The organism is Ramlibacter sp. JJN2-2R, assembly GCF_057747835.1.
This window is the reverse complement of the sequence record NZ_CM173226.1, coordinates 70313-92106: the sequence shown is the minus strand read 5'-3', so window position 1 is coordinate 92106 and position 21794 is coordinate 70313. Positions and strand designations below refer to the sequence as shown.

The window sequence follows — 21794 nt, the reverse complement described above, 5'->3', positions numbered from 1 at the left end:
ATTGCGCGCCCCTTCTCCGCGCACGTGGCGAAGCTCCGTCTGGCTCAAGCTCGGCAGCTATAATCGAAGGTTGTTCTGACAAGACAGCGCAACACTTGAGGACGCCATGAGCGACAACACGCACGAAGAAGCCCACACCGGCCCGATCAAGACGCCCAAGCAGTTGCTGGTGACCGTGTTCTTCGCCTTCGTGGTGCCGGTGGCGATCATCATGGGCCTGGTCGCCTACGTGTCCTCCGAGTTCAAGCCCGCGGGCACGACGCAGGCCGAGAGCTACACGCTCGGCGGCGTGACCGCGCAGGACCTCGAGCGCGGTGTCGCCGAGCGCATTCGCAAGGTGGGCACCGTCGAGATCCGCGACGCCAACCGCCCGCTCAAGAGCGGCGAGGAAGTCTTCAAGGCCCAGTGCACGACCTGCCACACGGCCGGCGTGGCCGGCGCGCCCAAGTTCGGCGACGCGGGTGCCTGGGCCGCGCGCATCCAGACCGGCTTCGACGCGCTGGTGAACTCCGCGCTCAAGGGCAAGAACGCCATGCCGGCCCAGGGTGGTGGCGACTTCGACAACGTCGAGATCGCCCGCGCCGTCGCCTACATGGCCAATGCCGCCGGTGGCAAGTTCGCCGAGCCGGCGGCGCCCAAGGCGGGCGCGCAGCAGGCCGCCGCGTCGGCGCCCGCCGCCTCCGCGCCGGCTGCCGCCGCGGCAGCCACGCCGGCCCCGGCTGCTGCTGCTGCCGCTCCTGCGGCCCAGACGGTGGCCGCCGCGGCCCCCGCAGCCGCCGCGCCTGCCGCTGCCGCCGGCAATGGCGAAGCCCTCTACAAGCAAGCCTGCGTGGCCTGCCACGCCGCCGGCGTGGCCGGTGCGCCGAAGTTCGGCGACAAGGGCGCCTGGGCCCCGCGCATCGCCCAGGGCCTGCCGGCGCTGTACAACTCGGCGCTCAAGGGCAAGAACGCCATGCCGCCCAAGGGTGGCAGCGCCGCGCCGGACGCCGACGTCAAGGCGGCCGTCGATTACATGGTCGGCGCCGCCAAGTAAGCGGCTCCCGCCATCCCGAACAAGCCGGTCAGTGACCGGCTTTTTTGTGGGCCGCCGGACTGAGCACGTGGCCGAAGCGGGCGGGCAGGTCGCCGGCCGCGACGGGCTCCGGCGTCCACGCGCCTTGTTCGACCAGGTCCGCCGCCGCGTGCATGTCGAGCGTGTGCACCAGGCCCAGGCCGCGGTCGGTGGCGACGAACAGGCGGCCCAGTTCGTCGACGTAGACGCCGCGCGCCGCGAGGTCCTCGCCGGTGTGCGCGGTCACGCCGCCGCCTGCGCCGACGCGCAGCACCAGGGGCGCGGCCTCCAGCTCGACGTAGACGCGCTGCGGCCCGTTCTGGAAGTACCAGCAGCCTGCCTCGTCGTGGTCGTAGTTGCGCTGGATGAACTCGATCAGCTTCTCATGGCGCAGCAGCGAGCCGCGCGCCACCGGGAAGGGGCCGGCTGCCTGCGTGCGGTCATCGCGCATGAACCACCCGCCCCGCGCGTCGAGGCCGAGCCAGCCATAGCAATGCGGCACGTTGGGCCACTTGGCGATCGCCTGCCGGACGATGTCATCCATCTGGCCATTATCCGGCGCACCGCCCGGCGCAGGACGCGTCGCCGCCTGGTCGCGCGGCCAGCGCGATGGCCGCGCCTCTTCGAGGATGAGTCCGGCGCGCGGGTCCGAAAAAACAAAAGGCGCCGGGGGTTGGCCGGCGCCTTGAATGCATCGCAACGATGCCGCAGCAATCGCTCGTGTTGTGCTCGTCTCCTCGGTCCTCTCGCCTTTGCCACGGACCGAGGTCCGCATGCGAGTGCAGGCACTGTAGGGCCATGCACCCGGGTAGTGCATCGGGAGTTACCCGCGCCGCGACGGCGGCGTGGGAGCGACATGCGCGTTTCAGCCGATGGGTGGCATGCACACGTGCGCTACAGTGCGGCGCGGGCCCGCGAGCCCGTCCAACAACACATCGAGAGAGGGGACCCCATGCAAACGAAATTCTTCGGCTCGGCCTTGCTGGCCTTAATGCTTGCCGCCTGTGGCGGCGGTGGCGGCGGCGGAAGTACCGCTGCAGGAGGCACCGCCGGCACGCCGAGCGCGGCGCAGGCCGTCGTGATCACGCAGGCCAACGCGCCCGTGGTCGCGGCGCACGCCATGGACGCCGTCCAGGACACCAGCCCGGCGACCGGCAGCACGGGCCTCCTCACGGGCGTGCAGGTGCAGGGCGGCAGCGGGACGCTGCCCAACGCCATGCTGGTCGCGGGCATCGCGCAGAACATGGCGCAACGCACCAGCACGTTGCCCATCGCGGCCGGCGTGGTGATCGACCAGACCAGCCCCTGCTACAACAACCAGGGCACCATGCGCGTGGTGGGCAGCATCGCGGGCAGCACGGGCCTGGCCGCGGGCGACAACCTCACCATGGAAGCGAACAACTGCGTCGACGTGGTCAACGGCGCGCAGGTGACGCTCAATGGCAGCCTCAAGTTCGAGATCCTCAGTGGCTTCCTGCCGCAGAACGCCACGCCGCCCTTCCACATCGTCATGAAGGTCACCGCGACCAACCTGTCGTCCACGTACGGCACCTCGCAGGTCACGACCCACGGCGACATGACGCTGGACTGGAACGTCACGACCGCCACCGCGCAGACGCTGACCGTGAGCGGTACCTCGCTCGCCAACGGTGAGACGGCCGGCAGCGGCTTCCACACCTCCAGCTGGACCAACTACGCGCAGAAGCTCACGCTCAGCGGCACGACGGTCACCAGCTCGCTGACCGCGACCGTCTCGGACAACGGCACCCGGCTCGGCACGGCTGGCGGCACCTACACCGTCACCACGCTGCAGGACCTGCGCTGGGCCACCACCAGCGACGCGCCGGTGGCGGGCCAGCTCAAGGTGGTCGGGGCATCCAATGCGTCCGTGCTGCTGACGTTCTCCACCTCGAACGCCACGCTGCAGGTCGATGCGAACGGCGACGGTGTCTACGAGAACTCCAGCATCGTGACCGTCGGCCAGCTGAGGTCGCTGCTCTGATGCGGCGCGCCTGGATCGTCGCGCTGCTCGGCCTCTGCGGCACGGTCCAGGCGCAGGACGTCATGCCCCGGTTCGCCGTCTCGGCGGGCCTCGCGCACCGCACGCTGACCGAGCGCAACGCCGCCGGCGGCACGCTCCTCACCGAGCGGGGACCGATGGGACTGGTGGGCGGCACGGTGTCGCAGGCGTTCGCCGGCGGCAGTGCCGTCCAGGCAGGCCTGGGCTTCGCCGGCGGCCAGCTCGACTACCACGGCCAGACCCAGGGCGGCACGCCGCTCAACACTGCCACGCGGCAGGCGGAGTGGTCGGCCGACTTGCGGTGGCGGCCGCTCGCGCCGGCGGCCTGGGGCGAGGCGTGGGCGACGCTCGGATGGCTGCGCAACCGGCGCGCCATCGCCAGCACGCCGGCCGCCGGCGGGCTGGACGAGGTCTCGAGCGCCGCGCTCGTGGGCGCGCGCTGGGTCTCGGCGGCATTCCCGATCGGCGCCTGGCAGGCCCGCGGCGAGATCGACGCGCGGGTGAGCGTCCACCATCGGCTGCACGTGGACTACCACGGGCTGCTCGACACCTCGACCCTCACGGGCGCGCGCAAGCGGCAATGGGGGCTGCGGCTCGTCGCCGGGCGGCCCGACTCGCCCTGGTCGTGGGAGCTGTCATGGTCGAGGCTGTCGCAGGGCCAGAGCGACGCGGCGCCCGTCTACCGCAGCGGCGCGCTGTTCGGCACCGTGCGGCAGCCCCAGCTCACCATCGAAGACGCGACGCTGGCGCTCACGCGCCGCTTCTAGCGATCACGCGCCGCCTTGCGCGGCGTCCTGCACGATCCATCCGGCGGCCTTCTCCGCCATCATCAGCGTCGGCGAATTGGTGTTGCCGCTGGTGATGGTGGGCATCGCGCCGGCATCGACCACCCGCAGGCCCGCGACCCCGCGCACCCGCAGCCGTGAATCGAGCACCGCCATCGGATCGCCGTCGCGTCCCATCCGGGTCGTGCCCACGGGATGGAAGATCGTGGTGGCGATGTCGCCGGCCAGCCGGGCGAGCTCCTCGTCCGTCTGGTACTGCGGGCCCGGGCGCCACTCCTGCGGCTGGTATTTCTGCAGCGCCGGCTGCGCGACGATGCGCCGCGTGAGGCGCAGCGAATCGGCCGCCACCTGCCGGTCCTGCGGCGTGCTCAGGTAGTTCGGCGCGATGGCAGGCGCATCCTCGAAGCGCGGGCTGCGCAGGCGCACCGTGCCGCGGCTGGTCGGGTTGAGGTTGCACACGCTGGCGGTGAAGGCGTTGAACGCGTGCAGCGGCTCGCCGAAGGCATCGAGGCTGAGCGGCTGGACGTGGTATTCGACGTTCGGCCACGGCTGCTGCGGCGTGCTGCGGGTGAACGCGCCGAGCTGCGAGGGCGCCATGCTCATGGGGCCGCTGCGCTTGAGGACGTACTGCATCCCGATGCGCGCCTTGCCCCACCAGCTGTTGGCCAGCGTGTTGAGCGTCTCCACGCCCTGCACCTTGAACACCGCGCGGATCTGCAGGTGGTCCTGCAGGTTGGCGCCCACGCCGGGCAGGTCGTGCAGCACCGGCACGCCGTGCCGCTGCAGCAGGTCGGCCGGCCCGATGCCCGAGAGCTGCAGGATGTGCGGCGAGCCGATGCTGCCGGCGCACAGCAGCACTTCGGCCGTGGCGTGCACGTGGACCAGCTCGTGGCCCGTCCACACCTCGGCGCCGGTGCACCGGCGCGAGCCGTCGGGCCCAGTCTCGATGCGCAGCTGCTTGACGTGCGCGTTGGTCCACATCTCGAAGTTCGGCCGGCCGTAGCAGATCGGACGCAGGAACGCCTTGGCCGTGTTCCAACGCCAGCCGTTCTTCTGGTTCACCTGGAAGTAGCCGACGCCCTCGTTGCTGCCGCGGTTGAAGTCCTCGGTGTGCGGGATGCCGGCCTGCTGCGCGGCCTGCGCGAAGGCGTCCAGGATGTCCCAGCGCAGGCGCTGGCGCTCCACGCGCCATTCGCCGCCGGCGCCGTGCAGGTCGTCGGCGCCCTTGTAGTAGTCCTCGTGCTTCTTGAAGGCCGGCAGGCACTGGGCCCAGCGCCAGGTGTCGTCGCCGGTCAGCTGCGCCCACTGGTCGTAGTCGCGTGCCTGGCCGCGCATGTAGATCATGCCGTTGATGCTGGAGCTGCCGCCCAGCGTCTTGCCGCGCGGGTAGCGCAGCTTGCGGCCGTTGAGGCCCTCGTCGGCCTCGGTCTGGAACAGCCAGTCGGTGCGCGGGTTGCCGATGCAATAGAGGTACCCCACCGGGATGTGGATCCAGTGGTAGTCGTCCTTGCGCCCGGCCTCGATCAGCAGCACGCGCCGCGACGGGTCGGCCGACAGCCGGTTGGCGAGCAGGCACCCCGCGGTGCCGGCGCCGATGATCACGTAGTCGAAGGTGGTGTCGCTCACCCGGCAGAGCTTACTTGGCCGTGGGCATCACGAACTCGGCACCTTTCCCGATGCTCTCGGGCCAGCGCTGCATGATCGACTTCTGCTTGGTGTAGAAGCGCACGCCCTCCTCGCCGTAGGCATGCATGTCGCCGAACAGGCTCTTCTTCCAGCCGCCGAAGCCGTGCCAGGCCATGGGGACCGGGATCGGCACGTTGATGCCCACCATGCCGACCTGCACGCGGCGCGAGAACTCCCGCGCGACGTTGCCGTCGCGCGTGAAGCACGACACGCCGTTGCCGTACTCATGCGAGTTGATCAGGTCCACGGCGTCCTTCAGGTCCTTGACGCGCACGCAACCGAGCACCGGCCCGAAGATCTCTTCCTTGTAGATCCGCATGTCCGGCTTCACGTCGTCGAACAGCGTGCCGCCGATCCAGAACCCGTTGTCGCAGCCCGCGCCCGCCTTGGCGGCCTGGAACCTGCGGCCGTCGACCACCAGCTTGGCGCCTTCCTGTTCGCCGGCGCCGATGTAGCCGGCGATGCGCTGGCGCGCGGCGTCGGAGACGATCGGGCCCATCTCGGCGTCCAGCTCGGTGCCGTTCCTGATCTTCAGCTGCTGCGTGCGCTCGGCCAGCAGCGGCATGATGCGGTCGGCCGCGTCGCCCACCAGCACGCCCAGCGAGATCGCCATGCAGCGCTCGCCGGCGGACCCGAACGCCGATCCGATCAGGGCATCGACGGCCTGGTCCATGTCCGCATCGGGCATGACGACCATGTGGTTCTTGGCGCCGCCCAGCGCCTGCACCCGCTTGCCGTGGCGGGCGCCCGTCTCGTAGATCTTCTGGGCGATGGCGGTCGAGCCCACGAACGAGATAGCCTTCACGTCCGGATGCTCCAGCAGTGCGTCGACCGCCTCCTTGTCCCCCTGCACGACGTTGAACACCCCGTCGGGCAATCCGGCCTCCTTCAGCAGGCGCGCCATCAGCAGCGAGGCGCTGGGATCGAGCGGGCTGGGCTTGAGGATGAAGCAGTTGCCCGCGGCGATCGCCACCGGGTACATCCACATCGGCACCATCACCGGGAAGTTGAACGGCGTGATGCCGGCCACCACGCCCAGCGGCTGGCGCATCGTCCAGTTGTCGATGCCGGTGGACACCTGGTCGGTGTAATCGCCCTTGAGCAGCTGCGGGATGCCGCAGGCGAATTCGACGATGTCGATGCCGCGCGTGACTTCGCCCTGGGCATCGGTGAACACCTTGCCGTGCTCGGCGGTGATCGCGCGCGCCAGGTCGTCGCGGTGCCGGTTCATCAGCTCCAGGAACTTGAACATCACCCGCGCGCGGCGGATCGGCGGCGTGTCGGCCCAGGCCGGGAAGGCCGCCTGCGCGACGGCGACGGCCTTGGCGACCTCGGCCGCACTGGCCAGGGCCACCTTGCCGGTGGCCGCGCCGGTGGCGGGATTGAAGACGTCGGCGGTGCGGCCGCTCTGGCCAGGGACCACCCGGCCGTCGACCCAGTGGTCGATCGAGGCGAGGGCGGCGGGACGGGTGGAATCGGGTGCGTTCATGCGGCGGGTCTCGGCGTCGGGAAGTCCGCCAGTCTATGGCCGGCCCCTTGCCTTTGCAAAAGGGCGGGGCATGCGCCGGCGCCCCCGCTGGCGGACCTCTGCAGGTAGCATTCGCCATCCCAGCCCCCCGTTCATGCCGGAACCCACGTCCCCCCACCTCGAACTTCTGCCGGAAGAAGGCGGCGCGCGCGCCAGGCTGCTGGGCCAGTGGACGGCCGGGCAGTTCGCGCTCCCGGGCCTGCTCGCGCAACTGCAGGCGAGCCTGGCGGCCGTGCGCCCGGATGCCGACTGGGACCTGCGCACCGTCGAGCAGCTCGACCATGTCGGCGCGCAGCTGCTGTGGGACCACTGGGGGCAGCGCCGCCCGGCGCGGCTGGAGCTGCTGCCCGCCCAGCGCGCGGTGCTGGAGCGGGTGGAGCAGTTCACGAGCGCGCAGCCCCCGCGCACGCGCATGGGATGGCGCCAGCGCTACCTCGACCTCGGCGAGGCCGTGCTGCAGCGGGTGCATGCAATCAAGGAGTTCGTGCGGCTCACCGGGCAGCTGGCACTGAACTCCGTGCGGCTGGCGCGCGCCCCGCAGGAGGGTCCCTGGCGCGACCTGTCCGGCCACCTGTACCACATCGGGGCGACCGCGCTGCCCATCACGGCGCTGGTGGGCTTCCTGATCGGCGTGGTGCTGGCCTACCTCACCGCCAAGCAGCTGCGGCAGTTCGGCGCCGACGCCTACATCGTCAACATCCTGGGCGTCGCCCTGATCCGCGAACTCGGGCCCATGCTCGCGGCCATCCTGGTGGCCGGGCGCTCGGGCTCCTCGATCACCGCGCAGATCGGCGTCATGCGGGTCACCGACGAACTGGACGCCATGAGCGTGATGGGCATCTCGCACAGCTTCCGGCTGGTGCTGCCGCGCGCCCTGGCGCTGGCCATCGCGATGCCGCTGATCAGCGTGTGGACGACCTTCAGCGCGCTGGCCGGCGGCATGCTCGCCTCGGACGTCTCGCTGGACATCACGCCCACCTTCTTCCTGCGCGCGCTGCCCGAGGCGGTGCAGATCGGCAACCTGCTGCTGGCCACGTCCAAGTCGGTGGTGTTCGGCCTGCTGATCGCGCTGATCGGATGCCACTACGGGCTGGCGGTGCAGCCCAACACGCAGAGCCTGGGCGAAGGCACGACGGCCTCGGTGGTGACCTCCATCACCGTGGTGATCCTGGTCGATGCGCTGTTCGCGGTGGCGTTCCAGGAGGTGGGGTTCTAGTGGAGCCGGCCGTGCGCGACCCGAGAGAAGCCGCGGCGCCGGTGCCGATGGTGTCCATCCGCGGCCTGCGCACGGAGTTCCAGCTGCCCGGGCGCACCTTCACCGTCCACGACAACCTGGACCTGACCGTCAACCGCGGCGAGGTCGTCTCGCTGGTGGGCGGATCGGGCACCGGCAAGACCGTGCTGCTGCGCCAGATCCTCGGGCTGGAACGCCCGGCGGCCGGCGAGATCCGCGTGCTCGGCCAGCCGGTCGGCCAGCTCGGCGAGCGCGCGGCCGCCAGCCGCATCGGCATGCTGTTCCAGCACGGCGCCCTCTTTTCCGCCTTCAGCGTGCTGGAGAACGTCGCCTTCCCGCTGCGCGAGCTGCGCACCCTGCCCCGGTCGCTGGTGCACGAGGCGGCGATGGTCAAGCTGCAGATGGTGGGCCTGAAGCCGGAGGACGCCGCCAAGATGCCCGCCGACCTGTCGGGCGGCATGATCAAGCGCGTGGCGCTGGCGCGCGCGCTGATCATGGATCCGCCGCTGCTGCTGCTGGACGAACCCACCGCGGGCCTGGACCCGGAGAGCTCGGACGGCTTCGTCACGCTGCTGCGGTCGCTGCATCGCGACCTCGCGTTGACCGTCGTGATGGTCACGCACGACCTGGACACGCTGTTCGAGCTGTCCACCCGCATCGCGGTCCTGGCCGACCGGCGCGTCATCGTCAACGGCCCGCCCAAGGACGTCATCGCCTTCCAGCATCCTTTCGTGCACGACTTCTTCCTCGGGCAGCGCGGCCAGCGCGCGATGGAACTGCTGCGCGAGTACCCGTTCGCCGTCTAGGAGAAGCCCCGCATGGAAAACAAGGCCCACGCCCTCGCCGCCGGACTGTTCGTGCTGGCGCTCGCGGCGCTGCTGCTCGTGCTCGGCGCCTGGCTCACGCGCGACTCGGGGCGCCGCGACGCCTACGAGATCTCCACCCGCGAGGCCGTCACGGGCCTGCAGGAGCAGGCCCCGGTGCGCTACCGCGGGGTCGACGTCGGCAAGGTCACCCACATCGGCTTCGATCCCAAGGCGCAAGGCAACGTGCTCGTGCGGCTGGAGATCGCCCGCGGCGCGCCGGTCACCACCGAGACCTTCGCCTCCCTGTCCTTCCAGGGCGTCACCGGCCTCGCCTTCGTCCAGCTGGACGACAGCGGCAAGCCGGCGCCGCTGCTGCATCCCAACGACGACGCGCCCCCGCGCATCCCGCTGCGGCCGGGGCTGATCAGCAAGCTGACCGACAAGGGCGAGAAGATCCTCGACCAGGTCGAGCAGATCACCGCGCGCGTCAACGTCCTGCTCGATGAGAAGAACGGCAAGGGCCTGGGCAGCGCGGTGGAGAACGTCTCGAAGGCGGCGGCCGACATCAGCGCGCTCAGCACGAACCTGAACACCGTGATGACGGCGCAGTTCGGGCCGCAGCGCGTGGACATCCCGTCGCTGGTCAAGCGCACCGACAGCGCCCTCGCATCCTTGCGCGACACGTCCGAGGAAGCGCGCCGCGCCATCCGCGAGATCGGCCTCACCGCGCACCGCATCAACGAGAAGGACGGCCCGGTCGACCGCCTCGCCACCGGCGCGGAGTCGCTCTCGCACGCGGCCGACTCGTTCAACGCCGCCACCCTGCCGCGCATCAACCGCGTGACCGAGGACACCTCGCGCGCGGTCCGCCAGCTCAGCCGCACCGTCAACGGCATCAACGACAACCCGCAGTCCCTGATCTTCGGCACCGGCCGCATCGAGCCCGGGCCCGGCGAGCAGGGCTTCAGCCCTCCAGGAGCTTCCCGATGAGCCGCACGCCTTTCCTGCTGCCCTTGGCCGCCGCCGCCTTGCTGCTGGCCGGCTGCGCCGGCTTCGTGGACAAGCCGCAGCGCCCCGTGCTGTTCGACATGGGCTCGCTGCCGCCGCTGACCGCGCCGGCCGCGCGCACCGAGCCGCGCACGCCCGTCGTGCTGCCGGACATCGAGGCTTCGGGCGCCCTGGACAGTTCCGCCGTCCTGTACCGCCTCGGCTACACCGACGACCACCAGTTGCGCGCCTATTCGCAGTCGCGCTGGAGCGCGCCGCCGCCGCAGCTGGTGCGCCAGCGCCTGCGCCAGCAACTGGGCCGCGAGCGGCCGGTCCTGAGCCAGGACGAGAGCGCCGCGCTGGCGCGCGATGGCCTGACCGCGATCTACATCCTGCGGCTCGAGCTGGAGGAGTTCGCGCACGTGTTCGACTCGCCCGAGCGCAGCCGCGGCGTCATCCGCCTGCGTGCCACGCTGCTGGCCAACACGCCGGGCGGCGAGCAGCTGGTCGGCCAGCGCAGCATCGCCGTCGAAGGCGTCGCGCCCACGCCCGACGCGACCGGTGGGGTCCGCTCGCTGACCGCGGCCACCGACGCCGCCGCGGCGGACATCAGCCTGTGGCTGCGCGGCCTGCGCCAACCGCAATGAGCCAACCGCCGCGCCTGCAGGACACCGAGTCGGCCGCGCAGCTGGTCGCGGCAGTGGCGCCGCGCCGGCCGGTCGAGGACGAGCTGGAGGCCGCGGGACTGGAGCTGCGCGGCACCTGCAGGAGGCTCTCGCAGCGGCGCGACCTGCTGCGCGAATCGCCGCTGCTGCAGGACTTCACGCCCGAGGAGGCCGACGTGCTGGGCGAGGCCATGCTGCTGGTGCGCGCGCAGCCGGGCCAGGCGCTGATCAACGAGGACGACAGCAGCGACTGGATGATGCTGCTGCTGTCCGGGACGGTGGACGTCGGCAAGCGCAAGGTCGGCGCCGAGGTCCAGCGGCCGGCCCAATCCGAGGCGGCCCGGCTCGCCGTGTTGCGCGCCGGCGCCGTGCTGGGCGAGATGTCGATGCTCGATGGCGAGCCGCGCTATGCGAGCTGCTGGGCGCTCAGCGAAGTGGAGGCGGCGGTGCTGACCCGCGCCGCGGTGGCCCGGCTGATCGCCGACCACCCGGGCGTGGGCGCCAAGCTGCTGGTGAAGATCACCCAGCTGCTCGCGCAGCGGCTGCGCAACACCAGCAACCAGCTGCTGCGCCACCTGCAGGGCCGCTAGGCTCAGCGCGCGAGCGCCGGGAACAACTTCACCAGCCCCAGCGCCATCACCTCCACCGCCAACGCGGCCAGGATCAGGCCCATCAGGCGGGTCATCACGTTGATGCCGGTGCGCCCCAGCACGCGCGCGATCGCGTCGGCCAGCGACAGGCACAGCGCGGTGGCCAGACCGATCACCACCCCGTAGCCGATCAGGGCCAGCAGCTGCAGGACGTTGTTCGCCTGCTCCGCATAGATCACGACGGTGGAGATCGTGGCCGGCCCCGTGAGCAGCGGGATCGTGAGCGGCACGACCGCGATGCTCGCGCCCATGGCCGCCTTCTGCGCGCCTTCGGCCAGTTCGCCGCCATCGCGTTTGGCCTCGGCCGGCTGCGCATTGAGCATGTTCAGCGCGCTGGTCAGCAGCAGCATGCCGCCGCCGACCTGGAAGCTCGCGAGCGAGATGCCGAAGAACGCCAGCAGCTGCAGGCCGAGCACGGCGCTGGTGGCGATGACGACGAAGGCGGTGAAGGAGGCGACCAGCACCGTGTGCCGGCGCTGCGCCGGCGTGAAGCCCTGGGTGTAGTGGATGAAGAACGGGACGATCGCCAGCGGATTGACGATCGCCAGCAGCGTGACCAGGGGCTTGAGATCCACGCGGCTACCCGGGCTGGCGCCGCCGGAACATGCCCCAGCCTTCCATGTGCAGCACCTGGTCGCCATGCTGGTTGAACATGTCCCAGCTGGATCGGACCAGGCCGAGGTCCGGCTTGCTGCGCATCGGCCGCGACTCCAGGATGGTGTGCTGCAGGCGCAGCGTGTCGCCGGGGTACACGGGCTTGAGCCACGACAGCTTCTCCAGCCCGGGCGAGCCCATGCTGGTCGAGTCGCGCAGGAAGTTGTCCACCGTCAGCCGCATCGCCATCGCGCAGGTGTGCCAGCCGCTCGCGCACAGGCCGCCGAACACCGAGGCCTCGCCCGCCTGCTCGTCGAGGTGGAAGGGCTGCGGGTCGAACCGGCCGGCGAAGTCCCGGATCTCGTCCGCGGTGGGCGTGACCGTCCCCAGCTCGCGCACCGAGCCGGGGTGCAGGTCGTCCCACCAGATGCGGGGCTCGGCCATCAGCGGCCCCCCGACACGTCCACCAGGCTCATGGTCGTGTAGCTCGCCTCGGGCGAGAGCAGCCAGACGATCGCCTGCGCGACTTCCTCCGCGCTGCCGCCCCGCTGCATGGGCACCTGGTGGGCCAGGCGCTGCACGCGGTCGGGAATGCCGCCGGAGGCGTGGATCTCGGTCTCGATCAGGCCGGGGCGCACCGCGTTGACGCGGATGCCCTCCGCCGCCACTTCCTTGGCCAGGCCGATGGTGAAGGCGTCGATCGCGCCCTTGGACGCCGCGTAGTCGACGTACTGGCCCGGCGCGCCCAGCCGGGCCGCGGCGCTGGAGAGGTTGACGATGGCGCCGCCGGTGCCGCCATGCCGGATGCTCATCCGGCGGACGGCTTCACGCGCGCAGAGCATGCTGCCGATCACGTTGATGTCGAACATGCGCCGCAGGCGCGCCACCGACATCTCGTCGACCCGCGCGGCGACATCGACGACGCCGGCGTTGTTCACCAGCCCCCCGAGCGCGCCCAGCTGCCGGTCGACCTGCTCGAACATCGCCAGCACCTGGCCCTCGTCGGCCACGTCCGCCTGCACGGCGATCGCTTCGCCGCCGTCGCGCCGGATGGCGGCGACGACCTCATCGGCCGCTGCCGCATGGGCGGTGTAGTTGACGGCCACGCGCCAGCCGCGCGCCGCCGCCAGCCGCGCGGCGGCCGCGCCGATGCCCCGGCTGCCGCCGGTGACCAGGACCACATTGCCCATCGCGTCTTCCTTGTCGTTTGCCCGGATTAGGATACGGCGCATTAGAACAAAGCCGACCTCGGCACGCCCATGGCACGCACCGTCGATTACTTCCTGGCGCCGCAAAGCCCGTGGACCTACCTCGGCCACGAGCGCTTCGTGCGCATCGCGCGGCAAGCGGGGGCGCAGGTGCGCCTGCGCCCGATGGACCTGGGCAAGATCTTTCCCGTCAGCGGGGGCCTGCCGCTGGCCAGGCGCGCGCCGCAGCGGCAGGCCTATCGCCTGGTGGAGCTGCGGCGCTTCTCCGAGCACCTGGGCATGCCGCTGAACCTGCAGCCGCGCTTCTTCCCCGTGGCCGGCGACGACGCGGCGCGCCTGATCATCACGGTCGACCAGCACGACGGCACCGACGCCGCGCTGCGCCTTGCCGGCGCCGTGCTGGCGGCAGTGTGGGCGCAGGAGCGCGACGTCGCCAGCGCCGCCGTCCTGGGCGACCTGCTGGCCGAATGCGGCCTGCCCGCCGAGCGCCTGGCGCAGTCGCGCGAACCAGCCATCCAGCAGCTCTACGAGGGCCACACGCAGGCAGCGATGGACGCCGGCGTCTTCGGTGCGCCGAGCTTCCTCATCGACGGCGAGCTGTTCTGGGGCCAGGACCGGCTCGATTTCGTGCAGCGTAAGCTGCAATCCAACCCCTGATTCAAGGAGACCAACCATGGGTGCATTCGTGGACCTGAAGGCCGCCGACGGCTTCACCTTTCCCGCCTACGTGGCGCAGCCCGCGGGCGGCCCCAAGGGCGCCGTGGTCGTGCTGCAGGAGATCTTCGGCGTCAACTCGCACATCCGCTCCGTGGCCGACGGCTATGCCGCGCAGGGGTTCCTGGCCGTCGCGCCGTCGACCTTCCACCGCGTCAAGCCGGGCGTGGAACTGGGGTACGGCGAGGACGACATGTCGGCCGGCTTTGCCCTGAAGACCGCCGTCGAGGCGCTGCCGGCACCCGGCGTGCTGCAGGACATCCAGGCGGCGATCCGGCATGCCGCCAGCGGCGGCAAGGTCGGCATCGTCGGCTATTGCTGGGGCGGCCTGCTCTCCTGGCGTGCCGCCTGCGCGCTGGACGGCCTGGCAGCCGCGGTCACCTACTACGGCGGCGGCATGACGACGCCGGACGAGTCGGCGCGCCAGCCCCGGGTGCCGGTGCTGTCCCACTTCGGCGACCAGGACCACTGGATCCCGCTGGACAGCGTCGAGGCCTTCCGCAAGGCGCACCCGGACGTGGAGGTGCACGTCTACCCGGCCAACCACGGCTTCAACTGCGACCAGCGCGGCTCGTACGACGAAGCCTCGGCCAAGCTCGCCCGCGAGCGGTCGCTCGCGTTCTTCACCAAGCACCTCGCCGCGTGACCTGGCGCCGGCTGCGCTGGCTGATGGCGGCCCTGGTCGTGGCCGGCGCCACTGCCGCGCCCGCCGCGCCCTACACGGGGCCGCTGTTCGACGCCCACCTGCACTACAACGAGGAGGCCTGGAACGGCGCCTCGGGCCCCTTTCCGCCGCGCGAGGTCGTGGCGCGCCTGCAGCGCAACGGCGTCCAGGGGCTGCTCGACAACTCGCGCCCGAACGACGGCACGCACACGCTGGCCGGCTCGCCGCTGGTGCGGCAGGCGGGCGTCGCCGTCGTTCCGTTCGTGCGCCTGTACCGCAACCGCGCCGACTACGACAACTGGTTCCGCGACGAGACGGTCTACCGCATGGTGCTGGACGAGCTGGCGCGTGGCACGGCCGCCGGCCCGTTCCGCGGGATCGGCGAGTTCCACCTGTACGACAGCGCCAATGCGAACGGCCCGGTCGCGCGCCAGCTGATGCAGTTGGCCGAAGAGCGGCAGCTCGTGGTGCTCGCGCACGTCGACGATGCGGCCATCGACCTGCTGATGGCGCACACGCGTTCGCAGGGGCAGAAGCTGCGCCTGGTCTGGGCCCACACCGGCATCGGCGGCACGCCCGTGGCCCGCGTCGACCAGCTGCTGGCGCGCTACCCGCTGCTCATGGGCGAGCTGTCGTACCGGCCCGGCCTCACCTGCGAGGACGGCCGGCTCTGCCCCGAATGGCGCCAGCTGCTGCTGAAATATCCGGGCCGGTTCCTGGTCGGCTCGGACACGTGGGTCAACCAGCGCTGGCAGGCCTACGACGACCTGATGGCGGGATACCGCCAGTGGCTGGGGGACCTGCCCGCCGACCTGGCGCGGCGCGTCGCCTGGGGCAACGCCGCCAACCTTTTCGGACTGCGATGAACCCCCATGATCCAGCTGCACCACTACCCCAGCACCGCGGCCATGGTGCCGCACATCCTGCTCGAGGAGCTCGGCGTCCCCTACCAGCGGGTGCTGGTCGATCGCGCCCAGGGCGCGCACAAGACGCCGGACTACCTGCGGCTGAACCCGAACGGGCTGATCCCCGTGCTGGTCGACAGCGGGCTGGTGCTGTACGAGACGGCGGCGATCGCCCTGCACCTGTGCGACCGGCACCCTGCAGCGGGGCTCGCGCCGGCCTTCGGCAGCGACGAGCGCAGCCAGTTCTACAAGTGGCTGATGTGGCTGACCAACACGCTGCAGGCCACGCTGATCGTCTACTTCTACCCGGAACGCTGGGTGGACGAGAGCAACCTGGACGCGGTGGCGCAGGTGCGGCAGCACGCGCACCGGCGCGCCGTCGGCCTGCTCGCGCAGCTGGAGGACCAGCTCGGCTCCCACGCCGGCCCGTGGTTCCTCGGCGAGCAGTACACCGCGCTCGACGCCTACGTGTTCACCCTGTGCCGCTGGACCCGCAACTTCCAGGGCGGGCGCGCGCGCGACCTGCCGCGGCTGGGCGCCTACCTGCGCCGCATGCTGGAGCGTCCCGCGGTGCAGCGCGTGCTCGCCAACGAGCAGCTTCAGCCGCCGTTCGTCTGAGCCAGCAGCCGCTGCAGTTCCAGCGCGTTGCCGGCCGCCGCCGCGGCCGCGGTGTTGTCGAAGATGCACCACACCGGGCTGCCCGCCGCCACCGCCATCGCGATGCGCCGGGCCAGGGCCTGCAACACCTCTGGCGGATACGACGAGTAGTACATGCGCGGCGAGCCGTGCAGCCGCAGGTAGACCAGCCCCGGCCAGCCGCCGGGGGATTGCCCCGCCGCGTGGCGCACGGGGTCGGCCAGCACGCGGGCCGCGCGCCACCGCGCCAGCAGCGCGTCGACGTCCGGCGTGAACCAGCTCGCATGCCGCGGCTCGATCGCGACGTGGCCGGCAAAGCGTGCGCGCAGCAGTGACAGGAAGCCGGCCGCCGTGCCGGCGTCGAACGCCAGGCTGGGCGGCAGCTGCACCAGCAGGCACTGCAGCTTGTCGCCCAGGGCGCCTGCCTGGCCGAGGAACTCGTCGACGGGCGCGGCGCAATCGACCAGCCGCCGCTCGTGCGTCACCTGGCGGGGCAACTTGGCGCAGAACGCGAACCCGGGTGGCACGCTGTCCGCCCATCGCTGCCAGGTCGAGGCGCGGTGCGGGCGATGGAACGAGCTGTTGACCTCCGTGGCGGGGAACACCTGCGCATAGCGCTGCAGGTGCGATGGGCCGGGCGGGAACGCTCCCAGCAGGTCCGCCGGCAGGGTCCAGCCGGCGCAGCCGATGCGAACGGGGGGCGCCGGCACCCGGTCAGCGCGAGCTGCGCTCCAGGTAATGCTTGCGCCAGAAGACCAGGCCGAGCGAGACGGCGATCGTGACCATCGAGCCCAGCGCGACCCAGAAGCCGACCGGGTCGCGCAGCAGCGGCATGGCGGAGAAATTCATGCCGAAGATGCCGGTGATCAGGTTCAGCGGCAGGAAGATGGCCGTCAGCGCCGTGAGCGTGCGCATGATGTTGTTGGTGCGGTTGCTCTGGGCCGAGAAGTGGATCTGCACCACGCTCTCGGCGCCTTCTTCCATGCGCCGCACCTGGTGCACGACGCGCTGGATGTGCTCGATCACGTCGCGCGCGCGCGCGATCAGCCCGTCGCGTTCGGCCTGCGACAGGCCCGGCGTGGGCTGCTCGCGCGCGGTGTCCAGCCACTCCTGCATGGCGTCGCTCTGCTCCTCGCACAGGTCCTCGAGCATGTGCAGCTCGCGCCGCGCCACCACCAGCGCGCTCCAGCCGCGAAAGTCGGAGCCGGGACGCAGCAGCTCATGCTGCCAGCGATCGAGTTCGGTGCTCAGCTGCTTGCGCAGCTCCAGGTAGCTGTCGACCATCACGTTGACCATGCGCAGCATCAGGTCGGCCGGGCTGCCCGGCAGGCGGGTGCGGTTGCCGGACAGGCCGTCGCTCTGCACGGCGTCGGAGAGGTAGCGCGCAATGAACGACCGGGCGGTGTAGCAGCCGTCCGGATGCACCGTGATCAGCAGCCGGTCATAGGTCACGAACGCCACTGCCCGGGTGCGGATGCGGTAGAAGCTCGCCAGCGCCGGATTCGCCCCGGCACCGTTCGGCGGCTGCTGCTGCAGTTCCAGGTCCACCTCCTCGGACGTGGCCAGGCGGCGGAACACCACCAGGTCGTACACCGACGTGTAGTCGTAATGCGAAGGGTGCGCCCGGTTGTCCAGGTCCTTGACGTGCAGGTCCAGCAGCGTCGAGCCGCCGATGTGCTGCGCCGCCGACTGCAGCGCCGGCAGCACGTTGCGCAGGTTCTCGCGCTCCAGGAAGATCCAGACGAATCCGTCGGCGGGCGCGTGGTGCGGCACGCTGTCCAGGAAGCGCAGCGTGCCGCGGGTGAATTCGACGATCTGCATGCGGCCGCTCAGGCGCGCAGCTTCCGCGCGGCCTCCAGCGCGAAGTACGTCAGCACGCCGTCGGCGCCGGCGCGCTTGAAGCCGAGCAGGCTCTCCATCATCACGGCCTCGCCGTCGAGCCAGCCGTTTTGCGCCGCGGCCTGCAGCATCGCGTACTCCCCCGAGACCTGGTAGGCGAAGGTGGGGACGCGGAATTCGTCCTTCACCCGCCGCACGATGTCCAGGTACGGCATGCCGGGCTTGACCATCACCATGTCGGCGCCCTCGGCGATGTCCATCGCCACCTCGCGCAGCGCTTCGTCGCTGTTGGCGGGGTCCATCTGGTAGACCTTCTTGTTGCCCTTGCCCAGGTTCGAGGCCGAGCCGACCGCGTCGCGGAACGGGCCGTAGAAGGCGCTGGCGTACTTGGCGCTGTACGCCATGATGCGCGTGTGGATCGCGCCGGCGCCCTCCAGGGCCTGGCGGATCGCGCCGATGCGCCCGTCCATCATGTCGCTGGGCGCCACGATGTCGACGCCGGCGTCCGACTGCACCAGCGCCTGCTTGACCAGCACTTCGACGGTCTCGTCGTTCAGGATGTAGCCGGTCGGATCGAGCAGGCCGTCCTGGCCATGGCTGGTGAACGGATCCAGCGCCACGTCGGTCATCACGCCCAGGGTCGGGAACCGCTCCTTCAGGGCGCGAACCACGCGCGGGACCAGTCCGTCGGGGTTCCAGGCCTCGCGCCCGTCCTCGGTCTTGAGCTTCGGATCGATCACCGGGAACAGCGCCATCACCGGGATGCCGAGTTCGACGCACTGCTGCGCCACCGGCAGCAGCAGGTCCAGGCTGAGCCGCTCGACGCCGGGCATCGACGCCACCGGCTCGCGGCGCTTGTCGCCATCGAGCACGAACACCGGGTAGATCAGGTCGTGCGCGGTGAGCACGTGCTCTCGCACGAGGTTGCGCGTGAAGTCGTCGCGGCGTAGGCGGCGCGGCCGGCCGTGGGGGTAGGGGGCATGCAGGACCATGGCGAAAATTGTGCCCCATCGCCGCCGGCCCGCCGCCCCGGCCGGGGGCCGGGGTCGCCGATGGGCGCGCTGAGGTATTGCGCTCCGGCTTGTGCGCTGCGGGACGCTTTGCTAAATTACGCCCGGGCGGCTTGCCGCTCCCCGCTTTTCCTCCCTGAGCGGGTGCCTTAATGTGTGACAGCAACAAGGCTTCGGACCCCGGCTCGTGGCCGGGGTTTTTTTTGTCCGGCGGTCCGGCCTGGCCGGGCGGGTCCCGCGGGCGGCAGCGCGGCCGTTCCTTACACTCGCCCCATGCTCTGGGTCAAAGCCCTCCACATCGTGTTCGTGGCCAGCTGGTTCGCCGGCCTGTTCTACCTGCCCCGCATCTACGTGAACCTGGCGATGGTGGAGCCCGGCTCGCTCGCCGAGCGCGAACGGCTGCTGCTGATGGCCCGCAAGCTGCTGCGCTTCACGACGCTGCTGGCGGTGCCGGCCGTGGTGCTGGGCCTGTGGCTGTGGCTGGGCTACGGCATCGGCCGCGGGCCGGGCAACGGCTGGCTGCACGCCAAGCTGGCCGTCGTCCTGCTGGTGATCGGCTACCACCACGCCTGCGCGTCGCTGCTGCGCAAGTTCCAGCAAGGCGCGAACGCCCGCAGCCACCGCTGGTACCGCTGGTTCAACGAGGTGCCGGTGCTGCTGCTGCTGGCGGCGGTGGTGCTGGTGGTGGTCAAGCCCTTCTGAGGCGCCGATGGCGCAGCGCAAGACATCCGCCTGGCCGCTGGCGCAGGCCTATGCGGCGCTGATCGTCTACGCCAGCCTGTACCCGTTCAGCGGCTGGCGCGACCAGGGCGTGGCCCCCTGGGCATTTCTGACCAGCCCGTGGCCGCGTTACTGGACGGCGTTCGACTTCGCCGCCAACACGGTGGGCTATGCGCCGCTCGGGTTCCTGCTGGCCTTGAGCGTGCTGCGGCGCGGCCGCACCGGCGAGGACCAGCGCATCGGCCCGGCGGTCCTGGTGGCGACCCTCGCGGGCGCGGTGCTGTCGCTGGCGATGGAAGGCCTGCAGAGCTACCTGCCCGAGCGCGTGCCGTCGAACGTCGATCTCGCCCTGAACGCGTTCGGCACCTTCCTGGGCGCCGGCGTCGCGGGAGCCCTGGAGCGCTGGGGCGCGGTGGACCACTGGAGCCGCTTTCGCCTGCGCTGGTTCGTCGAGGACGCGCGCGGCGCCCTGGTGCTCCTGGCACTGTGGCCGTTCGCGCTGCTCTTTCCGGCGGCGGTGCCGCTCGGGCTGGGGCAGGTGCTCGAGCGGCTCGAGGCGGCCCTGGGCGAATGGCTGGCCGACACGCCGTTCCTGGACTGGCTGCCGGTGCGCGAGGTGGAGCTGCAGCCGCTGGTGCCCGGCGCGGAGCTGGTTTGCGTCGCCCTTGGGGCGCTGACGCCCTGCCTGCTGGCCTATTCCATCATGGGCTCGGTGGGCCGGCGCGCCGTCGCCGCGGCCGTGCTGGTGTCGCTGGGCGTGGCCGTGACGGCGCTGTCGGCGGCACTCAGCTGGGGGCCGGCGCATGCCTGGGCGTGGCTGAGCCTGCCGGTGCGCGTCGGCCTCGTCGCCGGACTGGCCCTCGCCCTGCTGCTGATCGCGCTGCCGCGGCGAGGTTGCGCGGCGCTGCTGCTGCTGGCGCTGGTGGTGAACCTGAGCCTGCTCAATCAGGCGCCGGCCAGCGCGTATTTCGCGCACACGCTGCAGGCGTGGGAACAGGGCCGGTTCATCCGCTTCCACGGCCTGGCCCAGTGGCTCGGGTGGCTGTGGCCTTACGCTGCGCTGGCCTACGTCCTAGTGCGGGTCTCCAGCAGCGACGCGCCGCCTAGAATTCGCCAATGAGCGATGCCTCCCGTCCCTCGTATTACGAGCGGCACATCTTCTTTTGCCTGAACAAGCGTGACAACGGCGAGAACTGCTGCGCCGACCATGACGCGCAGGCGGCGTTCGACCGCTGCAAGTCGCAGGTCAAGGCGCAGGGCCTGGCCGGCCCCGGCAAGGTCCGCGTGAACAAGGCAGGCTGCCTCGACCGCTGCGCGGCCGGCCCGGTGGCCGTGGTCTATCCGGAGGCGGTCTGGTACACGTACGTGGACGCCCAGGACATCGACGAGATCGTCGAGTCGCACCTGAAGAACGGCCGGGTCGTCGAGCGCCTGCTCACGCCGCCGCACCTGGGGCGCTGAGCGCATGAACTCCTTCACGCGCAGGCTGCAGCTGCAGGGGGCGGCGGGCGCGATCGACGTGCTGCGCGACGACCCCGAGGGCCCGACCGTCGGCACGGCGTTCATCGCCCACCCGCACCCGCTGTTCGGCGGCACCATGGACAACAAGGTGGTGCAGACGCTCGCCCGGGCGTTCGTGCAGGCCGGCTGGACCGCCGTGCGGTTCAACTTCCGCGGCGTCGGCGGCAGCGCGGGCGTGCATGACGAGGGGCGCGGCGAGGCCGATGACATGCGCGGCCTGGTGGCCGCGATCGCCCCCGAGGGGGCGATCGCGCTGGCCGGCTTCTCGTTCGGCGCCTTCGTGGCCAGCCAGGTGCTGGCGTCGCTCTGGCCGGGCCGCGACATCCGCAAGGTGGTGCTCGTGGGCACGGCGGCCTCGCGCTTTTCGGTGTCCGCCATTCCCCTGGACGCCCACGACCGCACCCTGGTGGTCCACGGCGAGCAGGACGACACGGTGGCCCTGTCCGCGGTCATGGACTGGGCGCGGCCGCAATCCCTGCCCGTCACTGTGGTACCCGGGGGCGGGCACTTCTTTCACGGACAATTGCCGCTCCTGAAATCCCTGGTGGCCCGCCACCTCCGTTCCTAGCAA

25 protein-coding genes are annotated in these 21794 nt (G+C 71.2%); 16 read left to right on the top strand and 9 right to left on the bottom strand.

Going from position 1 to position 21794, the window contains the following annotated elements; all coding sequences use genetic code 11:
* Positions 1-106 precede the first annotated feature (106 nt).
* On the top strand, positions 107-1033 hold the full coding sequence (locus AC3ANR_RS00500) for a c-type cytochrome (RefSeq protein WP_488289920.1): 927 nt from the start codon (positions 107-109) through the stop codon (positions 1031-1033).
* 28 nt (positions 1034-1061) lie between these two features.
* On the opposite strand, the gene AC3ANR_RS00495 is transcribed toward AC3ANR_RS00500, so the two are convergent.
* Positions 1062-1595, bottom strand: a complete 534-nt coding sequence (locus AC3ANR_RS00495; protein WP_488289919.1) for a DUF2946 family protein — start codon at positions 1593-1595, stop codon at positions 1062-1064.
* Between the two features lie 408 nt (positions 1596-2003).
* Between AC3ANR_RS00495 and AC3ANR_RS00490 the strand changes: the two genes are divergently transcribed.
* Positions 2004-3053 carry a hypothetical protein gene (locus tag AC3ANR_RS00490; RefSeq protein WP_488289918.1) on the top strand — a complete coding sequence of 350 codons (1050 nt, stop codon included), beginning with the start codon at positions 2004-2006 and terminating at the stop codon, positions 3051-3053.
* Complete coding sequence (locus tag AC3ANR_RS00485) at positions 3053-3838, top strand: hypothetical protein (RefSeq protein ID WP_488289917.1); 786 nt, start codon at positions 3053-3055, stop codon at positions 3836-3838. The genes AC3ANR_RS00490 and AC3ANR_RS00485 overlap by 1 nt, the downstream gene beginning before the upstream one ends.
* A 3-nt stretch (positions 3839-3841) precedes the next feature.
* Here AC3ANR_RS00485 and AC3ANR_RS00480 read toward each other — a convergent pair whose 3' ends face one another.
* A complete protein-coding gene (locus AC3ANR_RS00480) occupies positions 3842-5482 on the bottom strand; it encodes a GMC family oxidoreductase (protein WP_488289916.1) in 1641 nt (546 codons plus the stop codon).
* A 10-nt stretch (positions 5483-5492) separates the two neighbouring features.
* Positions 5493-7031, bottom strand: a complete 1539-nt coding sequence (locus AC3ANR_RS00475) for a CoA-acylating methylmalonate-semialdehyde dehydrogenase (protein ID WP_488289915.1) — start codon at positions 7029-7031, stop codon at positions 5493-5495.
* A 133-nt stretch (positions 7032-7164) separates the two neighbouring features.
* On the opposite strand from AC3ANR_RS00475, the gene AC3ANR_RS00470 reads away from it, so the two are divergent.
* The 5 genes from AC3ANR_RS00470 to AC3ANR_RS00450 are packed head-to-tail and all read left to right on the top strand — an operon-like array spanning position 7165 to position 11352.
* A complete protein-coding gene (locus AC3ANR_RS00470) occupies positions 7165-8286 on the top strand; it encodes an MlaE family ABC transporter permease (protein ID WP_488289914.1) in 1122 nt (373 codons plus the stop codon).
* 47 nt (positions 8287-8333) lie between these two features.
* The gene (locus AC3ANR_RS00465; RefSeq protein WP_488291855.1) at positions 8334-9110 is read left to right on the top strand and encodes an ABC transporter ATP-binding protein; all 777 of its coding nucleotides are present in this window, start codon (positions 8334-8336) and stop codon (positions 9108-9110) included.
* Positions 9111-9122: 12 nt separating this feature from the next.
* The gene (locus AC3ANR_RS00460) at positions 9123-10100 is read left to right on the top strand and encodes an MlaD family protein (RefSeq protein ID WP_488289913.1); all 978 of its coding nucleotides are present in this window, start codon (positions 9123-9125) and stop codon (positions 10098-10100) included.
* Entirely contained in the window at positions 10097-10744 is a 648-nt protein-coding gene (locus AC3ANR_RS00455; RefSeq protein ID WP_488289912.1) for an ABC-type transport auxiliary lipoprotein family protein, read from the top strand. Before AC3ANR_RS00460 ends, AC3ANR_RS00455 begins: the two co-directional genes overlap by 4 nt.
* Positions 10741-11352: a cyclic nucleotide-binding domain-containing protein gene (locus AC3ANR_RS00450; RefSeq protein WP_488289911.1), complete on the top strand. Its 612-nt coding sequence runs from the start codon at positions 10741-10743 to the stop codon at positions 11350-11352. The genes AC3ANR_RS00455 and AC3ANR_RS00450 overlap by 4 nt, the downstream gene beginning before the upstream one ends.
* Before the next feature lie 2 nt (positions 11353-11354).
* Here the strand turns inward: AC3ANR_RS00450 and AC3ANR_RS00445 are convergent, their stop codons facing one another.
* Genes AC3ANR_RS00445 through AC3ANR_RS00435 form a run of 3 tightly spaced genes read right to left on the bottom strand, consistent with a single transcriptional unit; the run spans position 11355 to position 13196 of the window.
* Positions 11355-11987, bottom strand: coding sequence for a MarC family protein (locus tag AC3ANR_RS00445; RefSeq protein WP_488289910.1), 633 nt, complete (start codon positions 11985-11987; stop codon positions 11355-11357).
* Between the two features lie 4 nt (positions 11988-11991).
* Positions 11992-12450 carry a MaoC family dehydratase gene (locus tag AC3ANR_RS00440; RefSeq protein ID WP_488289909.1) on the bottom strand — a complete coding sequence of 153 codons (459 nt, stop codon included), beginning with the start codon at positions 12448-12450 and terminating at the stop codon, positions 11992-11994.
* Positions 12450-13196: an SDR family oxidoreductase gene (locus AC3ANR_RS00435; RefSeq protein WP_488289908.1), complete on the bottom strand. Its 747-nt coding sequence runs from the start codon at positions 13194-13196 to the stop codon at positions 12450-12452. Before AC3ANR_RS00435 ends, AC3ANR_RS00440 begins: the two co-directional genes overlap by 1 nt.
* 69 nt (positions 13197-13265) lie before the next feature.
* On the opposite strand from AC3ANR_RS00435, the gene AC3ANR_RS00430 reads away from it, so the two are divergent.
* Genes AC3ANR_RS00430 through AC3ANR_RS00415 form a run of 4 tightly spaced genes read left to right on the top strand, consistent with a single transcriptional unit; the run spans position 13266 to position 16115 of the window.
* A complete protein-coding gene (locus AC3ANR_RS00430) occupies positions 13266-13871 on the top strand; it encodes a DsbA family protein (protein WP_488289907.1) in 606 nt (201 codons plus the stop codon).
* A gap of 16 nt (positions 13872-13887) precedes the next feature.
* Entirely contained in the window at positions 13888-14574 is a 687-nt protein-coding gene (locus tag AC3ANR_RS00425) for a dienelactone hydrolase family protein (RefSeq protein ID WP_488289906.1), read from the top strand.
* Positions 14575-14597: 23 nt separating this feature from the next.
* On the top strand, positions 14598-15458 hold the full coding sequence (locus AC3ANR_RS00420) for an amidohydrolase family protein (RefSeq protein WP_488291854.1): 861 nt from the start codon (positions 14598-14600) through the stop codon (positions 15456-15458).
* 6 nt (positions 15459-15464) lie between these two features.
* Positions 15465-16115 carry a glutathione S-transferase family protein gene (locus tag AC3ANR_RS00415; protein ID WP_488289905.1) on the top strand — a complete coding sequence of 217 codons (651 nt, stop codon included), beginning with the start codon at positions 15465-15467 and terminating at the stop codon, positions 16113-16115.
* Here the strand turns inward: AC3ANR_RS00415 and AC3ANR_RS00410 are convergent.
* The 3 genes from AC3ANR_RS00410 to hemB are packed head-to-tail and all read right to left on the bottom strand — an operon-like array spanning position 16097 to position 18964.
* Positions 16097-16843, bottom strand: coding sequence for a DUF72 domain-containing protein (locus tag AC3ANR_RS00410; RefSeq protein WP_488289904.1), 747 nt, complete (start codon positions 16841-16843; stop codon positions 16097-16099). The two genes, AC3ANR_RS00415 and AC3ANR_RS00410, sit on opposite strands and share 19 nt — an antisense overlap.
* Before the next feature lie 4 nt (positions 16844-16847).
* Positions 16848-17954 carry a magnesium transporter CorA family protein gene (locus tag AC3ANR_RS00405; RefSeq protein WP_488289903.1) on the bottom strand — a complete coding sequence of 369 codons (1107 nt, stop codon included), beginning with the start codon at positions 17952-17954 and terminating at the stop codon, positions 16848-16850.
* Between the two features lie 8 nt (positions 17955-17962).
* Entirely contained in the window at positions 17963-18964 is a 1002-nt protein-coding gene (hemB, locus tag AC3ANR_RS00400) for a porphobilinogen synthase (RefSeq protein ID WP_488289902.1), read from the bottom strand.
* A gap of 291 nt (positions 18965-19255) precedes the next feature.
* Here hemB and AC3ANR_RS00395 point away from each other — a divergent pair, with 291 nt between their 5' ends.
* The 4 genes from AC3ANR_RS00395 to AC3ANR_RS00380 are packed head-to-tail and all read left to right on the top strand — an operon-like array spanning position 19256 to position 21791.
* Complete coding sequence (locus tag AC3ANR_RS00395) at positions 19256-19684, top strand: CopD family protein (RefSeq protein WP_488289901.1); 429 nt, start codon at positions 19256-19258, stop codon at positions 19682-19684.
* 7 nt (positions 19685-19691) lie between these two features.
* A complete protein-coding gene (locus AC3ANR_RS00390) occupies positions 19692-20822 on the top strand; it encodes a VanZ family protein (protein ID WP_488289900.1) in 1131 nt (376 codons plus the stop codon).
* Positions 20819-21163: a (2Fe-2S) ferredoxin domain-containing protein gene (locus AC3ANR_RS00385; RefSeq protein ID WP_488289899.1), complete on the top strand. Its 345-nt coding sequence runs from the start codon at positions 20819-20821 to the stop codon at positions 21161-21163. Before AC3ANR_RS00390 ends, AC3ANR_RS00385 begins: the two co-directional genes overlap by 4 nt.
* Positions 21164-21167: 4 nt before the next feature.
* Positions 21168-21791 carry an alpha/beta hydrolase gene (locus AC3ANR_RS00380; protein WP_488289898.1) on the top strand — a complete coding sequence of 208 codons (624 nt, stop codon included), beginning with the start codon at positions 21168-21170 and terminating at the stop codon, positions 21789-21791.
* Positions 21792-21794: the final 3 nt, after the last annotated feature.

Coding starts and splice junctions, on each gene's coding strand:
- AC3ANR_RS00500 (WP_488289920.1), top strand. CDS start 107: ATGAGCGACAACACGCACGAAGAAGCCCACACCGGCCCGATCAAGACG.
- AC3ANR_RS00495 (WP_488289919.1), bottom strand. CDS start 1,595: ATGGATGACATCGTCCGGCAGGCGATCGCCAAGTGGCCCAACGTGCCG.
- AC3ANR_RS00490 (WP_488289918.1), top strand. CDS start 2,004: ATGCAAACGAAATTCTTCGGCTCGGCCTTGCTGGCCTTAATGCTTGCC.
- AC3ANR_RS00485 (WP_488289917.1), top strand. CDS start 3,053: ATGCGGCGCGCCTGGATCGTCGCGCTGCTCGGCCTCTGCGGCACGGTC.
- AC3ANR_RS00475 (WP_488289915.1), bottom strand. CDS start 7,031: ATGAACGCACCCGATTCCACCCGTCCCGCCGCCCTCGCCTCGATCGAC.
- AC3ANR_RS00470 (WP_488289914.1), top strand. CDS start 7,165: ATGCCGGAACCCACGTCCCCCCACCTCGAACTTCTGCCGGAAGAAGGC.
- AC3ANR_RS00465 (WP_488291855.1), top strand. CDS start 8,334: ATGGTGTCCATCCGCGGCCTGCGCACGGAGTTCCAGCTGCCCGGGCGC.
- AC3ANR_RS00460 (WP_488289913.1), top strand. CDS start 9,123: ATGGAAAACAAGGCCCACGCCCTCGCCGCCGGACTGTTCGTGCTGGCG.
- AC3ANR_RS00455 (WP_488289912.1), top strand. CDS start 10,097: ATGAGCCGCACGCCTTTCCTGCTGCCCTTGGCCGCCGCCGCCTTGCTG.
- AC3ANR_RS00450 (WP_488289911.1), top strand. CDS start 10,741: ATGAGCCAACCGCCGCGCCTGCAGGACACCGAGTCGGCCGCGCAGCTG.
- AC3ANR_RS00440 (WP_488289909.1), bottom strand. CDS start 12,450: ATGGCCGAGCCCCGCATCTGGTGGGACGACCTGCACCCCGGCTCGGTG.
- AC3ANR_RS00435 (WP_488289908.1), bottom strand. CDS start 13,196: ATGGGCAATGTGGTCCTGGTCACCGGCGGCAGCCGGGGCATCGGCGCG.
- AC3ANR_RS00430 (WP_488289907.1), top strand. CDS start 13,266: ATGGCACGCACCGTCGATTACTTCCTGGCGCCGCAAAGCCCGTGGACC.
- AC3ANR_RS00425 (WP_488289906.1), top strand. CDS start 13,888: ATGGGTGCATTCGTGGACCTGAAGGCCGCCGACGGCTTCACCTTTCCC.
- AC3ANR_RS00420 (WP_488291854.1), top strand. CDS start 14,598: ATGGCGGCCCTGGTCGTGGCCGGCGCCACTGCCGCGCCCGCCGCGCCC.
- AC3ANR_RS00415 (WP_488289905.1), top strand. CDS start 15,465: ATGATCCAGCTGCACCACTACCCCAGCACCGCGGCCATGGTGCCGCAC.
- AC3ANR_RS00405 (WP_488289903.1), bottom strand. CDS start 17,954: ATGCAGATCGTCGAATTCACCCGCGGCACGCTGCGCTTCCTGGACAGC.
- hemB (WP_488289902.1), bottom strand. CDS start 18,964: ATGGTCCTGCATGCCCCCTACCCCCACGGCCGGCCGCGCCGCCTACGC.
- AC3ANR_RS00395 (WP_488289901.1), top strand. CDS start 19,256: ATGCTCTGGGTCAAAGCCCTCCACATCGTGTTCGTGGCCAGCTGGTTC.
- AC3ANR_RS00390 (WP_488289900.1), top strand. CDS start 19,692: ATGGCGCAGCGCAAGACATCCGCCTGGCCGCTGGCGCAGGCCTATGCG.
- AC3ANR_RS00385 (WP_488289899.1), top strand. CDS start 20,819: ATGAGCGATGCCTCCCGTCCCTCGTATTACGAGCGGCACATCTTCTTT.
- AC3ANR_RS00380 (WP_488289898.1), top strand. CDS start 21,168: ATGAACTCCTTCACGCGCAGGCTGCAGCTGCAGGGGGCGGCGGGCGCG.